Genomic DNA, 13,161 nt, shown 5'->3' with positions numbered 1-13,161 from the left:
CGGCGACCGGGTAGAGTCGACTCTACCAATCGACGCACGCCTCTGCGGTGCCCCCCTGGCATCGCCGGCATGGCCCGGCGAGAGCGTCGTCCATGCTACAGCGCTTCCAGGCTGCACCACGGCAGCTCGGGCAACCCCTGCCCGGCCACCGCCGCGGCCAGCTGTGCATCGGCGCCGTCGACATCGATGCCCTGGCGCAGGTACCACGCCGGGTCGTAATAGCTCTGCGCGTAGCGTTCGCCGCTGTCGCACAGGATGCTGACGATGCTGCCCTGGTGGCCCGCCTCGCGCATCCATTGCGCGGCCTGCAGCACGCCGATGAAGTTGGTGCCGGTGGAGCCACCGACGCGGCGGCCGAGCTGGCGGCTGACATGGCGCATCGCGGCCAGGCTCAGCGCGTCGGGTACCTTGACCATCGCATCGACGCTGGTCGGGATGAAGCTCGGCTCCACCCGTGGCCGGCCGATGCCCTCCACGCGCGAACCACCACTGCAGGTCAGGTCGCGCCAGTCCTGTCCACCGGCCACAGCGGCCCGGTAGCCGTCGAAGAACACCGACACTTCCGGGTCCGCGCACAGGATGCGGGTATCGTGGCGGCGGTAGCTGACATAGCGGCCCAGGGTGGCGGCGGTACCGCCGGTGCCGGGGCTGCACACGATCCATTCCGGAACCGGGCTGGGCTCTTCGGCCATCTGCTTGAAGATGGACTCGGCGATGTTGTTGTTGGCACGCCAGTCGGTCGCGCGCTCAGCGTAGGTGAACTGGTCCATGAAGTGGCCACCGGTTTCACGGGCCAGCTTTTCCGAATCACAGTTGAGGTCGCAGGCACGTTCGACCAGGTGGCAGCGGCCGCCCTGGAACTCGATCGCGGCGATCTTTTCAGGCGAGGTGGTGGCCGGGATCACTGCAATGAACGGCAGGCCCAGCAGGCGCGCGAAATAGGCTTCGGACACCGCCGTCGAGCCGCTGGACGCTTCGATCACCGGTCGCCCTTCGCGCAGCCAGCCATTGGCCAGCGCATACAGGAACAGCGAGCGCGCCAGCCGGTGCTTGAGGCTGCCGGTGGGATGGCTCGACTCATCCTTCAGGTACACATCGATGCCCTCGAACCCGGGCAGCGCCAGCGGGATCAGGTGGGTATCGGCGGAGCGGTTGAAATCGGCTTCAATCTTGCGGATGGCGGCGGCCACCCATTCACGCTGCGACATGGCGGGCAATCGTTGTCAGGACGGAACGGTGCGATCCGGCCATTGTACGTCGCGGTACCGTCAGGTGCTGGCCGGTAGAATGCCCCCATCCGGCCGGCAACGGCCCTGTCTGAAGGACCTCCCCCATGACCATTCCCGCCCTGCGCGATGTCCCCGGCGTCGCCGCCCAGGCCCCGGCCGAAACCACCGGCTTCGTGTTCAACCACACCATGCTGCGGGTGAAGGACATCACCGCCTCGCTGGACTTCTACACCCGCGTGCTCGGCTACCAGCTGATCGACAAGCGCGACTTTCCCGAAGCCCAGTTCAGCCTGTACTTCCTGGCCTACGTCCCAGCTGGCGTGGCGGTTCCGGAAGATGACAGCCAGCGCCGCCTGTGGATGGCCGGCCTGCCGGGCGTGCTGGAACTGACCCACAACCACGGCACCGAGAGCCAGGACGGCGCGGTCTACCACGACGGCAACAGCGACCCGCGCGGCTTCGGCCACATCTGCGTGTCGGTGCCGGACATCGAGGCGGCCTGCCAGCGCTTCGAGGACCTCGGGGTAACCTTCCAGAAGCGCCTGACCGACGGCCGCATGAAGAACCTGGCCTTCATCAAGGACCCGGACGGCTACTGGGTCGAGATCATCGCCAACGTCTGACCCCGAAAAGGGGACGAAGGGGATTAAGCCGTTTCTGGCACTATTGTGCTGGAAGCGACTTAATCCCCTCCGTCCCCTTTTTCTGTGAGGTTCGTATGGAAACGATGGAACTGCACCGTGGCCGCCTGATCGACCACATCCAGCTGGTGGTGCGTGACCTGGCCGCCAGCCGCCGCTTCTACCAGGCAGTGTTCGATACGATCGGCATCCCACTGGGCGGCGAAGGGCCAGACTTCTTCTGGGCCGACGAGCTGTTCATTTCCAGCGCCAGCAGCCGTGCCGCCGCCGGCCAGTTGACCGGCCGCCACCATCTCGCCTTCCAGGCGCGCGACAGCGCAACTGTTGATGCCTTCCACACTGCCGCGATCGCCGCCGGCGGTACCGACAATGGCGCGCCAGGCGAACGCCCCTACCACCCGGGCTACTACGGCGCCTTCGTGCTCGACCCCGATGGCAACAACATCGAAGTGGTCTATCACGGGCCGGCGAACTACAGCGCCGATTCGGTGAAGGTCACTTTCTGATATCACCGGCGCCGTGAATGAAGAAGCCGGGCAATGCCCGGCTTCTCTGCTTCCAGCGCTGCGGCCCTCAGTGGGCGGCCATGTAGATGTCCTGCAGCACGGCCTTTTCCAGTTCCAGCTCGCCCAGCAGGTTCTTCACGATATCGCCCAGGCTGAGGATGCCGACCAGGCGGGTGCCTTCAGTGACCATCAGGTGACGGCGCCGCGAGTACGTCATCAATGACATGGCCTGTTTCAGCGTGGCGTCCGGCGCAATGCCCTCCAGACCGGTGGACGGCAGGCTGGAAATCACCCGGCGGCCGGCCTGCGGGCCGTCGTCGGCCAGGGTGCGCACGATGTCCTTCTCGGAAATGATGCCGACCGGGGCATCGTCCTTCATCACCACCAGCGCAGCGATCCTGTTCGCGCTCATCTTGTGGGCGGCGGCACCGATCGTGTCTTCGGCATCGATGGTGATGACAGCTTCTTTCTTGGATTGCAGGAGTTCGCGGACGTTCATTCTTGTTTCCTGGTGCAGGTCACTGAAGTCAAAAAAGTGTGCTCTTCCGATACGCCCCCTCCCAGGGAACAGACCTTTCAGCGCACGTCTGGCGCACCCGTCTGCCGCTTGGAATCACTCGGCAGACGATGTGCTGCAACGCGAACGAGGCGGGTTCAATCGCTCAACCCTAACCTCGGCCAGATCGATTCTACGACTGCGACCCTCGGTCACTACCGGCATCGATAGGACAGTTCGTCGTGGGAACCAACTGACGATCCAGAGAATGGCACCGTGGCTGAAACCGCCGCTGAATACAGGCGGCTTCGCGCATTAAAGAATGATTGCCTGCTGCCGACGACGGACAGAACGCCCGGAGGCTGTCCCACTTCGTACTGCGTCCGGCACAAACGAAAGGGGCCTCGCAGGCCCCTTTCGCATGCAGCATCCCACAGCTCCGGGAATGCCTTACTCCACCGTCACGCTCTTGGCCAGGTTGCGCGGCTTGTCCACGTCGGTGCCGCGTGCCAGCGCGGTGTGGTAGGCCAGCAGCTGCACCGGGATGGTGTGCACGATCGGGCTGAGCACGCCGGCATGGCGCGGCGTGCGGATCACATGTACGCCTTCGGACGCGTTGAAGTTGCTGTCCTGGTCGGCGAACACGAACAGCTCGCCACCACGCGCACGCACTTCCTGCATGTTCGACTTCACCTTCTCCAGCAGGCTGTCGTTCGGCGCGATCACCACCACCGGCATGTCCTCGTCCACCAGCGCCAGCGGACCATGCTTCAGCTCACCGGCCGGGTAGGCCTCGGCGTGGATGTAGGAGATTTCCTTGAGCTTGAGCGCGCCTTCCAGCGCGATCGGGTAATGCAGGCCGCGGCCCAGGAACAATGCGCTGCTCTTGCGCGCGAAACGCTCGGCCCAGGCGGCGATCTGTGGCTCCATGTTCAGGGCGTGCTGCACGCTGCCCGGCAGGAAGCGCAGCTGCTCCAGGTAGTCCGCTTCCTGCGCCGCGTCGATGCGGCCATGCAGCTTGCCCAGCACCACGGTCAGCTGGAACAGTGCGGCCAGCTGGGTGGTGAAGGCCTTGGTCGAGGCCACGCCGATCTCGGCGCCGGCGCGGGTGTAGCAGACCAGTTCGCTGGCGCGCGGGATCGCACTTTCCGGCACGTTGCAGATCGACAGCGTGTGCTGGTGGCCCAACGATTTGGCGTACTTCAGCGCTTCCATCGTATCCAGCGTTTCGCCGGACTGCGAGATGGTCACGATCAGATGCTTGGGGTTCGCGTAGGCCGCGCGATAGCGGTACTCGCTGGCGATCTCCACGCTGCACGGCAGGCCGGCGATGGCTTCGATCCAGTAGCGCGCGGTCAGGCCGGCGTAGTAGCTGGTTCCGCAGGCGATGATCTGCACGCCTTCGATGCCCGACAGCACCGCTTCGGCGTTCTTGCCGAACAGCTCGGCCGGGAAACCACCGGCATCGATCACCGCCTCGATGGTGTCGCCCAGCGCGCGCGGCTGCTCGTGGATTTCCTTCTGCATGAAGTGGCGGTACGGGCCCAGCTCCAGCGATGCCAGCGACACGTCGGACAGGTGCACGTCGCGCTCGACCGGCTGGTCGTGCTCATCGAAAATGCGCACGCCGTCGCGACGGATCTCAGCGGTGTCGCCCTCTTCCAGGAAGATCACCTTGCGCGTGGCCGAGATCACGGCCGAGACGTCGGAGGCGACGAAGTTCTCTCCCTCGCCCAGGCCGACCAGCAGCGGGCAGCCCATGCGCGCGCAGACGAAGCGCTCCGGCTCGGCGCGGCTGACCACGGCCAGCGCGTAGGCACCGGTCAGCTCCTTCACCGTGTGCTGCAGCGCCACCAGCAGGTCGTCGCCGCCCTTCAGATGATGGTGGATCAGGTGCGCGATGACCTCGGTGTCGGTCTGCGATTCAAACGTGTAGCCCAGCGCGCGCAGCTTCTCGCGCTGCTCTTCGTGGTTCTCGATGATGCCGTTGTGCACCAGCGCCACACCGTGGCTGATGTGCGGATGTGCATTGGCCTCGGTGACACCGCCGTGGGTGGCCCAGCGGGTGTGGCCGATGCCCAGCACCGCATTGAAGCCCTCGGCCTCGGCCGCCGTGGCCATTTCCGACACTCGACCGGTACGACGGACGCGACGGACTTCGGGGCGCTCGGCGTGGTCGATCACTGCGATGCCCGAGGAGTCGTAACCACGGTACTCGAGCCGCTTCAGGCCTTCGATCAGTACCGGCACCACATCGCGATCAGCGATTGCACCCACGATTCCACACATGTCACGCGATTCCTTGGAGACGATCGGCGCATTCTAGCCCGCCTGCCTGGCTTCCCCCTCCTGTCCGCTTAATGAAAGTGTCCGGAAAGGTGTCCGCGGACACCCGGACACTCCCCCGAAATCCCCAACCCCTTGACCTGAAAGGAAATAAGGTTGGCACGCTACGTGCTTGGTATTGGCTACCACCGTCAGGCACGCACCCGATGATCCGCGACACTTCCGCACAGGACCAGATCGTTTCCTCCGCCCCGGCCGGCACCACCCGCGCCAGCTGGCACCGCTACCGCTGGCCGGCGCTGGGCGCCATTGCGCTGCTCGCCGGCATCGGCTGGGCGGTCCATGCCTGGTCCAATGCCAGCCGCTCCTTCGACAGCAGCCGCGTGCGCATCGCCGAGGTGAAGCGGGGCGACCTGGTCCGTGACATCGCTGCCGACGGCCGCGTGATCGCCGCCAACAGCCCGATCCTGTACGCGATCTCGGCCGGTACCGTGGACCTGAAGGTCGTCGCCGGTGACGTGGTCAAGAAGGGCCAGGAGCTGGCGATCATCGACAGCCCGGAACTGCGCAGCAAGCTGGCCCAGGAACAGGCAACGCTGGCCGGCCTGGAAGCCGAGGCCAGCCGCGCCGCGCTGGACGCGACCCTGGCCCGTGCCAAGTCACGCAAGGAAACCGACCAGGCCACCATCGAACGCCAGGCCGCCGACCGCGACCTGCAGCGCTACCAGCGCGGCTACGACGGCGGTGCGGTGCCGCAGATCGACCTGGCCAAGGCGAAGGACTCGCTGAAGAAGGCCGACATCACCCTGGCCAACGCCACCACCGACGCGCGCCTGCAGAGCCAGGGCGCCGACCTGGATGCCCGCAACAAGCGCCTGCTGGCCGACCGCCAGAAGGCCGTGGTGGCCGAAGTGCAACGCCAGGTCGATGCACTGACCCTGCGCGCCCCGTTCGATGGCCAGGTCGGCCAGGTCCAGGCGGTGCAGTCCACCAACCTGGCCGCCAACGCGCCGGTGCTGGGCGTGGTCGACCTGTCCAAGTTCGAGGTCGAGATCAAGGTGCCGGAGAGCTTCGCCCGCGACCTGGCGATCGGCATGCCGGCCCAGCTGACCGGCGGCAACGGCCAGCCGTTCCCGGGCGAGATCAGCGCGGTGTCGCCGGAGGTGGTCAACGGCGAGGTCAATGCCCGCGTGCGTTTCGCCAGCGCGCAGCCGGAAGGCCTGCGCCAGAGCCAACGGATGTCGGTGCGCGTGCTGCTCGATACCCGCAAGAACGTGCTGAAGGTCGAGCGCGGCCCGTTCGTCGAACAGGGCAACGGCATGGCCTACGTGATGGATGGCCGCACCGCCGTGCGCCGCCCGGTGGAACTGGGCGTCAGCAGCCTGGGCGAAGTGGAAATCAAGTCGGGTGTGCAGCCGGGCGACCGCATCGTGGTCTCCGGCAGCGACCTGTTCAAGGACGCCGAACGCGTCTCCGTCAACTGATACCTGAATCCTGGAGAGAGGACACCCCATGTACATGCTCGAAATGCGTTCGGTCGCCAAGGTCTTCCGCACCGAACAGGTGGAAACCCACGCGTTGCGCTCCCTGGAACTGCAGGTCAAGGAAGGCGAGTTCGTCGCCGTCACCGGTCCGTCCGGTTCCGGCAAGACCACCTTCCTCAACATCGCCGGCCTGCTGGAAACCTTCACCAGCGGTACCTACATGCTGGACGGGCAGGATGTGAGCACGCTGGGCGATGACGCCCGCAGCCGCCTGCGCAACCAGAAGATCGGCTTCATCTTCCAGGGCTTCAACCTGATCCCCGACCTCAACCTGTTCGACAACGTCGACGTGCCGCTGCGCTATCGGAAGATGAGCGCCAACGAACGCCGCGAACGCATCGAGAAGGCGCTGACCCAGGTCGGCCTGGGCTCGCGCATGAAGCACTACCCGAACGAGCTGTCCGGCGGTCAGCAGCAGCGTGCGGCGATCGCGCGTGCACTGGCCGGCAGCCCGCGCCTGCTGCTGGCCGACGAACCGACCGGCAACCTGGATACGCAGATGGCGCGTGGCGTGATGGAACTGCTGGAGGAGATCAATGCCGCCGGCACCACCATCGTAATGGTCACCCACGACCCGGAACTGGCCGCGCGTGCGCAGCGCAACGTGCACATCGTCGACGGCCAGGTCACCGACCTGGTGCGCGAGCCGGTGCTGGCCACGCCGCGCCACATCGTCGCCGTCAACGAGTGAGGGCATTCCCATGTTCGCCTACTACGCCCGATTGGCGGTACGCAGTTTCCGCCGCAACAAGGTCCTGACTGCGCTGATGGTGGTAGCCATGGCCCTCGGCATCGGTGCCTCGATGACCACCCTGACCGTGTTCCACGTGCTGTCCGGCGACCCGATCCCCGGCAAGAGTGACCGGCTGTTCTATGTGCAGCTCGATGCCGCGACCGGCGCCTATGTCGCGGGCGAGGAGCCGGAAACACAGTTGACCCGCTTCGACGGTGAAGCCCTGCTGCGCGAAGCCAAGGGCGAGCGCCAGGCGCTGATGAGCGGCGGCGGCGGCACCATCGAACCGGACAACAGCACCCTCAAGCCCTTCAGCATCGACACCCGCTGGACCTCGGCCGATTTCTTCCCGATGTTCGAGGTGCCCATGCAGTACGGCCGCCCGTGGACGCGCGAGGACGACGAAGGCCGCGCACGCGTGGTGGTCATCTCCAAGGCGCTCAACGACAAGCTTTACCAGGGCGCCAACAGCGTAGGCCGCGACCTGCGCATGGAAGGCCAGAGCTACCGCATCGTCGGCGTGATGAAGGAGTGGAGCCCGGAGCCGCACTTCTACGACCTGACCACCGGCAGCTACGGCAAGAACGAGGACCTGCTGCTGCCGATTTCCACGTCCTTCGACCTGAAACTGGGCAGCAACGGCAACATGAACTGCTTCGGCGAAAATCCCGACGGCAACAGCTACTCGCTCAATGCGCCGTGCGCGTGGCTGCAGTACTGGGTGGAGATGGACCCGGCCAAGGCCGCCGACTACCGCCGCTACCTGGAGAACTATTCGAGCCAGCAGCGCCAGGCCGGCCGCTTCAAGCACCCGCCGAACGTGCGCCTGCGCACCGTGATGGAATGGCTGGACTTCAACGGCGCGGTGCCCAGCGATGTGCGCCTGCAGCTGTGGCTGGCACTGGGTTTCCTGGGGGTCTGCCTGGTCAACACGGTGGGCCTGCTGCTGGCCAAGTTCCTGCGCCGCAGTGGTGAGATCGGCGTGCGCCGCGCACTCGGTGCCAGCCGTGGCCAGATCTTCCTGCAGTGCCTGGTGGAAGCCGGCGCGGTCGGCGTGGTCGGGGGCGTGCTGGGCATCGGCCTGGCCCTGCTGGGCCTGTTCGCGGTGCGCCAGCAACCGGTGGAGTACGCAAAGCTGGCCCACCTGGACGGCAACATGCTGCTGCTTGCGCTGGGCTTGACCCTGTTCGCCAGCCTTGCCGCCGGTTTCCTGCCTGCCTGGCGCGCCATGCAGGTCACTCCGGCCATCCAGCTCAAGTCGCAGTAAGCACCCGAACGAGGACTCCCATGGACATCCGCCCCATCCTCAGCACGCTGCGCCGGCACAAGACTGCCGCTGCCCTGATCGTGCTGGAAATCGCACTGACCTGCGCCATCGTCTGCAACGCGCTGTTCCTGGTCAGCCAGCGCGTGGAGAAGATCAGCATGCCCAGCGGCATCGCCGAGAACGAACTGGTGATGCTCCGCGTCAGCGGCATCGGCAAGCAGACCGATGCCATGGCCCGCACCCGTGAGGACCTGGCGTCATTGCGTGCGCTTCCCGGCGTCAGCAACGTCACCATCATCAACCAGGTGCCTTTCCGCAACGGCTCGTCCAGCAGCAGCATCTCGCGGGAGATCGACCAGGAACGGCCGACCACCAACGCCTCGATGTACACCCTGTCCGAGAACGGGCTGGCCACGATGGGCATCAACCTGATCGCCGGCCGCGATTTCCTGCCCGGCGAGTACCAGAACTTCGAAGACGCCAGCAAGGGGGGCGCCAAGGAAAACGCCATCCCGGTCATCCTCACCCAGGCCACCGCCGCCAAGATGGAACCCAACGGCAGCGCGCTGGGCAAGACCTACTACATGGGCAAGCAGCCGCTGCATGTGGTCGGCATCGTCGACACGCTGAGCACGCCCAACGGCTGGAATGACAACTGGACGAACTCCATGCTGCTGCCCATGCGGCGCACCTTCGACGAGGGTGGCACCTATGTGCTGCGCACTTCGCCGGAACGCCGCCAGGAGGTGCTTGATGCGGGGGCTGCTGTACTGGAGCGCAATGACCCCAACCGGCTGATGCGCGACAAGCTGACCTATGAAGACCAGCGCAAGGACTTCTTCAAGAACGACCGCGCGATGGTTGGCCTGCTGATCACCGTCAGCGTCTCGCTGCTGGTGGTGACCGCACTGGGCATCATCGGCCTGGCCAGCTTCTGGGTGCAGCAGCGCAGCAAGCAGATCGGCATCCGCCGCGCACTCGGTGCCACCCGCGGCCAGATCCTGCGCTACTTCCAGACCGAGAACTTCCTGCTGGCCTCGCTGGGCATCGTGCTGGGCATGCTGGCAGCCTACGCGATCAACCTGGCACTGATGAACCTCTACGAGCTGCCACGCATGCCCCTGTACTACCTGCCGCTGGGCGCGCTTCTGCTGTGGGTGCTGGGCCAGATCGCGGTGTTCGGGCCGGCCCGGCGCGCGGCAGCGGTCCCGCCCGCAGTCGCCACGCGGGGCGCGTGAGGTGCGTGCCTGCCGAATGCTGTTGATGGCACTGCTGCCACTGCCGGCGCTGGCCGGCGGTGGCAGCTCGCAGACGCTGGAATGGCGCCAGGATGATGCCCGCCTGGCGCTCCGCTCGACCGAGGGCCAGGTACGGGTGGACGCCGCGCGTCCGGAAGCCCGCTTCGGCGTGCGCAGCGGCGACCGCATCCTGCGCTTGGACGATACGGCCGTGCGGCGGATCGAGCATCTTGCCGATGCACTGCGGCATTCCAGTGCCCCGACTGTGTACCTGTTGCTGCGCCGCGACAAACGCGAGCTCACCGTCCCGGTGGACGCCACCTCGTGGCGGCTGGCGCTGGCCGCTCCGCCACCGCCGGCACCACCGCCTCCACCAGCGCGGCGCTGAAACCAGCCCGCCCTCGTCGCCACGGCTTTGGCTATGCTTGATGGGTGGCGCCGGGCTCTCCCGGCGTATGGATACGAACACGGCTCCATCGGCGCCGCCCATCCCTTTCTGCAGAACTGCTTGATGCCTTCGATCCTGATCATCGACGACAACGCCAGCGTGGGCACCGCGCTGGACGTGCTGTTCTCCCTGCATGACATCGACACCCTGCAGGCGCAGACCCCGGCCGAAGGGCTGGCCCTGCTCGAGTCGCAGCCGGTCGACCTGGTGATCCAGGACATGAATTTCAGCGAGGACACCACCTCCGGCGAAGAAGGCGAAGACCTGTTCGCACAGATCCGCGCACGCCACCCGGACCTGCCGGTGATCCTGCTCACCGCCTGGACCCACCTGAGCAGTGCGGTGGACCTGGTCAAGGCCGGTGCCGCCGACTACCTGGCCAAGCCCTGGGACGACCGCAAGCTGCTGACCACGGTCAACAACCTGCTCGAGCTATCCGAGGCGCGGCGCGAGCTGGACCGCCGCCGCAGCCGTGAGCTGCGCCAGCGCAATGCGCTGGAAGAAAAGTACGAGCTGTGTGGTGCGGTCTTCGCCGATCCGGCCAGCGAGCGCGTCATTGCCCTGGCCTGCCAGGTCGCGCGCTCCGACCTGCCGGTGCTGATCACCGGTCCCAATGGTGCCGGCAAGGAGAAGATCGCGCAGATCATCCAGGCCAACTCGCTGGTGGCCAAGGGCCCGTTCATCACGGTCAACTGCGGCGCCCTGCCCTCGGAACTGATCGAGGCCGAACTGTTCGGTGCCGAAGCCGGCGCATATACCGGCGCCAACAAGGCACGCGAGGGCAAGTTCGAAGCCGCCGACGGCGGAACGCTGTTCCTGGATGAGATCGGCAACCTGTCGCTGGGCGGCCAGATGAAGCTCCTGCGTGTGCTGGAAACAGGGCGCTTCGAGCGTCTTGGCTCCAATCGCGAGCGCCAGGTCAAAGTCCGTGTGGTCAGCGCGACCAATGCCGACCTGCCGGCGATGATCCGCGACGGCACCTTCCGCGAAGACCTGTACTACCGCCTCAATACGGTGGAACTGGTACTGCCACCATTGGCCGAGCGCCCGGGCGACATCGTGCCCCTGGCCGAGCGCTTCCTGACCGCCGGCAAGCCACTTTCCAGCGCCGCCACCGCGGCCTTGCAACGGCACCCCTGGCCCGGCAACGTGCGCGAACTGCGCAACGTGATCCAGCGGGCCGAGCTGCTGGCGACCGGCAACCGCATCGAAGTGGCCGACCTGAACCTGCCGCGTGCCGCACCTGCACCGCGACCGGCAGCCAGTGCCGGCAATGATCCTGACCGTGCGCGCATTGAGGATGTGCTGGCGCGCAACCACGGCGTCATCGCCCAGGCCGCCGCCGAACTCGGCCTGAGCCGCCAGGCACTGTACCGGCGCATGGACCGGCACGGCATCCCACGCGAATGAAACGGCGCTCGTTCACCTTCCGCCTGTTCCTGCGCCTGCTGCCGGTGCTGGCGCTGGCCGCCGCGTTGCCGTGGCTGCTGGCCTACTGGATGGACCATGGCTGGGTGGTGACCACGGTGTCGGCGCTGATCCTGCTGTCGCTGATGTGGTGGACCCTGCGCCGTGCAACCGCGCCGGTACGTTCATTGATGCGCGCCTTGGCCGGCACCACCAGCAGCTACCGCGACGGTGAGTACAACTTCGGTGTGTACTGGCCAGGCAACGACGAACTGGGTGACCTGGTGCAGGCGCACCGCGAACTGGGCGACGTGCTGCGCGAGCAGCGGCAAGGCCTGGTGCAGCGCGAACTGCTGCTGGACACCATGGTACAGAACACCCCGGTGGCGATGCTGCTGATTGCTTCCGGCGGCGATGGCATCGCCCGCGTGGTGTTCTCCAACCTGGCCGCGCGCAAGCTGCTGCATGGCGGCTGGAAGCTGGAAGGCCAGCGCCTGGAAGAGGTGCTGGAACAGGTGCCGGTGGAGCTGCGCGATGCCATCGCCCGTGGCGGCGACAGCCTGTTCGCGGTGCATGCGGAAGGCGAAGACGGCGATGAGGACGACGAACAGGTCTATCACCTCTCACGCCGATCTTTCCAGCTCAACGGCCGCCCGCACGACCTGCTGCTGGTACGCCTGCTCACCGCCGAACTGCGCCGCCAGGAAGTGCAGACGTGGAAGAAGGTGATCCGGGTGATCAGCCACGAGCTCAACAACTCGCTGGCGCCGATCGCCTCGCTGGCCCATTCCGGCGGCGTGCTGGTACAGCGCGAGCGCTTCGATCGGCTGCCGGAGATCTTCACCACCATCGAAGACCGCGCGCGCCACCTGGAAGGCTTCATCCGTGGCTATGCGCGCTTCGCCAAGCTGCCGCAACCGCAACTGCAGACCGTGCACTGGGCGCCCTTCCTGTCCAGCCTGCGCCAGCAGATTCCGTTCGGCATGGAACGTGAACCGGACGAGGAACTGAGCAGCCGGATCGACATCGCGCAGTTCGGGCAGGCGCTGTTGAACCTGCTGAAGAACGCGCATGAAGCCTGTGCCGAAGCCGATCCGCCCAATGATGACGTGCAGGTGCAGCTGACGCGGTTGCCGCAATGGCTGCGCCTGGATGTGCTGGACCGTGGCAAGGGCATGAACGAGCAGGTGCTGCAGAACGCGCTGATGCCGTTCTATTCGACCAAGCGCAACGGTACCGGGTTGGGACTGGCACTGACCCGCGAGATCGTGGAGGCGCACGGTGGGCGGGTGTCGCTGCAGAACCGCGGTGATGGCGGGCTGTGCGTGTCGATCCTGTTGCCGATGGGGTGAGTTGCCGACTTGGC

12 protein-coding genes are annotated in these 13,161 nt (G+C 66.3%); 9 read left to right on the top strand and 3 right to left on the bottom strand.

All coding sequences use genetic code 11. The features are described 5' to 3' along the window. Window positions 1-95 precede the first annotated feature (95 nt). Window positions 96-1,208, bottom strand: coding sequence for a PLP-dependent cysteine synthase family protein (locus ACM0PB_RS05375; RefSeq protein ID WP_005419477.1), 1,113 nt, complete (start codon window positions 1,206-1,208; stop codon window positions 96-98). Window positions 1,209-1,333: 125 nt separating this feature from the next. Here ACM0PB_RS05375 and gloA point away from each other — a divergent pair, with 125 nt between their 5' ends. Both gloA and ACM0PB_RS05365 read left to right on the top strand, forming a co-directional pair. After that, on the top strand, window positions 1,334-1,852 hold the full coding sequence (gene gloA / locus ACM0PB_RS05370) for a lactoylglutathione lyase (protein ID WP_033834977.1): 519 nt from the start codon (window positions 1,334-1,336) through the stop codon (window positions 1,850-1,852). Between the two features lie 95 nt (window positions 1,853-1,947). Continuing rightward, the gene (locus ACM0PB_RS05365; RefSeq protein ID WP_019660719.1) at window positions 1,948-2,376 is read left to right on the top strand and encodes a VOC family protein; all 429 of its coding nucleotides are present in this window, start codon (window positions 1,948-1,950) and stop codon (window positions 2,374-2,376) included. A 67-nt stretch (window positions 2,377-2,443) separates the two neighbouring features. Here ACM0PB_RS05365 and ACM0PB_RS05360 read toward each other — a convergent pair whose 3' ends face one another. Together ACM0PB_RS05360 and glmS are read right to left on the bottom strand one after the other, a co-directional pair. Further along, window positions 2,444-2,875: a CBS domain-containing protein gene (locus tag ACM0PB_RS05360; protein WP_033834978.1), complete on the bottom strand. Its 432-nt coding sequence runs from the start codon at window positions 2,873-2,875 to the stop codon at window positions 2,444-2,446. A gap of 447 nt (window positions 2,876-3,322) precedes the next feature. Further along, a complete protein-coding gene (gene glmS, locus ACM0PB_RS05355; protein ID WP_033834979.1) occupies window positions 3,323-5,161 on the bottom strand; it encodes a glutamine--fructose-6-phosphate transaminase (isomerizing) in 1,839 nt (612 codons plus the stop codon). Between the two features lie 203 nt (window positions 5,162-5,364). Here glmS and ACM0PB_RS05350 point away from each other — a divergent pair, with 203 nt between their 5' ends. From ACM0PB_RS05350 to ACM0PB_RS05320, 7 genes are all read left to right on the top strand, one after another. Continuing rightward, window positions 5,365-6,642, top strand: a complete 1,278-nt coding sequence (locus ACM0PB_RS05350; protein ID WP_005419485.1) for an efflux RND transporter periplasmic adaptor subunit — start codon at window positions 5,365-5,367, stop codon at window positions 6,640-6,642. 28 nt (window positions 6,643-6,670) lie between these two features. Continuing rightward, window positions 6,671-7,393 (top strand): ABC transporter ATP-binding protein, encoded by a 723-nt coding sequence (locus tag ACM0PB_RS05345; protein WP_005419487.1) that lies wholly within the window; start codon window positions 6,671-6,673, stop codon window positions 7,391-7,393. A 10-nt stretch (window positions 7,394-7,403) separates the two neighbouring features. Further along, window positions 7,404-8,702, top strand: coding sequence for an ABC transporter permease (locus ACM0PB_RS05340; protein ID WP_414604657.1), 1,299 nt, complete (start codon window positions 7,404-7,406; stop codon window positions 8,700-8,702). 20 nt (window positions 8,703-8,722) lie between these two features. Beyond that, window positions 8,723-9,940 carry an ABC transporter permease gene (locus ACM0PB_RS05335; RefSeq protein WP_414604656.1) on the top strand — a complete coding sequence of 406 codons (1,218 nt, stop codon included), beginning with the start codon at window positions 8,723-8,725 and terminating at the stop codon, window positions 9,938-9,940. 16 nt (window positions 9,941-9,956) lie between these two features. Beyond that, window positions 9,957-10,328, top strand: coding sequence for a PDZ domain-containing protein (locus ACM0PB_RS05330; protein WP_065178013.1), 372 nt, complete (start codon window positions 9,957-9,959; stop codon window positions 10,326-10,328). Between the two features lie 123 nt (window positions 10,329-10,451). Then, entirely contained in the window at window positions 10,452-11,798 is a 1,347-nt protein-coding gene (locus ACM0PB_RS05325; protein ID WP_065178012.1) for a sigma-54-dependent transcriptional regulator, read from the top strand. Continuing rightward, on the top strand, window positions 11,795-13,147 hold the full coding sequence (locus ACM0PB_RS05320; RefSeq protein ID WP_065186213.1) for a sensor histidine kinase: 1,353 nt from the start codon (window positions 11,795-11,797) through the stop codon (window positions 13,145-13,147). The genes ACM0PB_RS05325 and ACM0PB_RS05320 overlap by 4 nt, the downstream gene beginning before the upstream one ends. The last annotated feature ends 14 nt before the right edge of the window (window positions 13,148-13,161 follow it).

This window comes from Stenotrophomonas sp. AR029 (genome assembly GCF_047520695.2).
GTDB lineage: Bacteria > Pseudomonadota > Gammaproteobacteria > Xanthomonadales > Xanthomonadaceae > Stenotrophomonas > Stenotrophomonas sepilia.
Note: the sequence above shows the minus strand (reverse complement) of the source record. Positions and strands in the feature narration are given on the sequence as shown.

Coding starts and splice junctions, on each gene's coding strand:
- ACM0PB_RS05325 (WP_065178012.1), top strand. CDS start 10,452: ATGCCTTCGATCCTGATCATCGACGACAACGCCAGCGTGGGCACCGCG.
- ACM0PB_RS05375 (WP_005419477.1), bottom strand. CDS start 1,208: ATGTCGCAGCGTGAATGGGTGGCCGCCGCCATCCGCAAGATTGAAGCC.
- glmS (WP_033834979.1), bottom strand. CDS start 5,161: ATGTGTGGAATCGTGGGTGCAATCGCTGATCGCGATGTGGTGCCGGTA.
- ACM0PB_RS05340 (WP_414604657.1), top strand. CDS start 7,404: ATGTTCGCCTACTACGCCCGATTGGCGGTACGCAGTTTCCGCCGCAAC.
- ACM0PB_RS05330 (WP_065178013.1), top strand. CDS start 9,957: ATGCTGTTGATGGCACTGCTGCCACTGCCGGCGCTGGCCGGCGGTGGC.
- gloA (WP_033834977.1), top strand. CDS start 1,334: ATGACCATTCCCGCCCTGCGCGATGTCCCCGGCGTCGCCGCCCAGGCC.
- ACM0PB_RS05360 (WP_033834978.1), bottom strand. CDS start 2,875: ATGAACGTCCGCGAACTCCTGCAATCCAAGAAAGAAGCTGTCATCACC.
- ACM0PB_RS05320 (WP_065186213.1), top strand. CDS start 11,795: ATGAAACGGCGCTCGTTCACCTTCCGCCTGTTCCTGCGCCTGCTGCCG.
- ACM0PB_RS05365 (WP_019660719.1), top strand. CDS start 1,948: ATGGAAACGATGGAACTGCACCGTGGCCGCCTGATCGACCACATCCAG.
- ACM0PB_RS05350 (WP_005419485.1), top strand. CDS start 5,365: ATGATCCGCGACACTTCCGCACAGGACCAGATCGTTTCCTCCGCCCCG.
- ACM0PB_RS05345 (WP_005419487.1), top strand. CDS start 6,671: ATGTACATGCTCGAAATGCGTTCGGTCGCCAAGGTCTTCCGCACCGAA.
- ACM0PB_RS05335 (WP_414604656.1), top strand. CDS start 8,723: ATGGACATCCGCCCCATCCTCAGCACGCTGCGCCGGCACAAGACTGCC.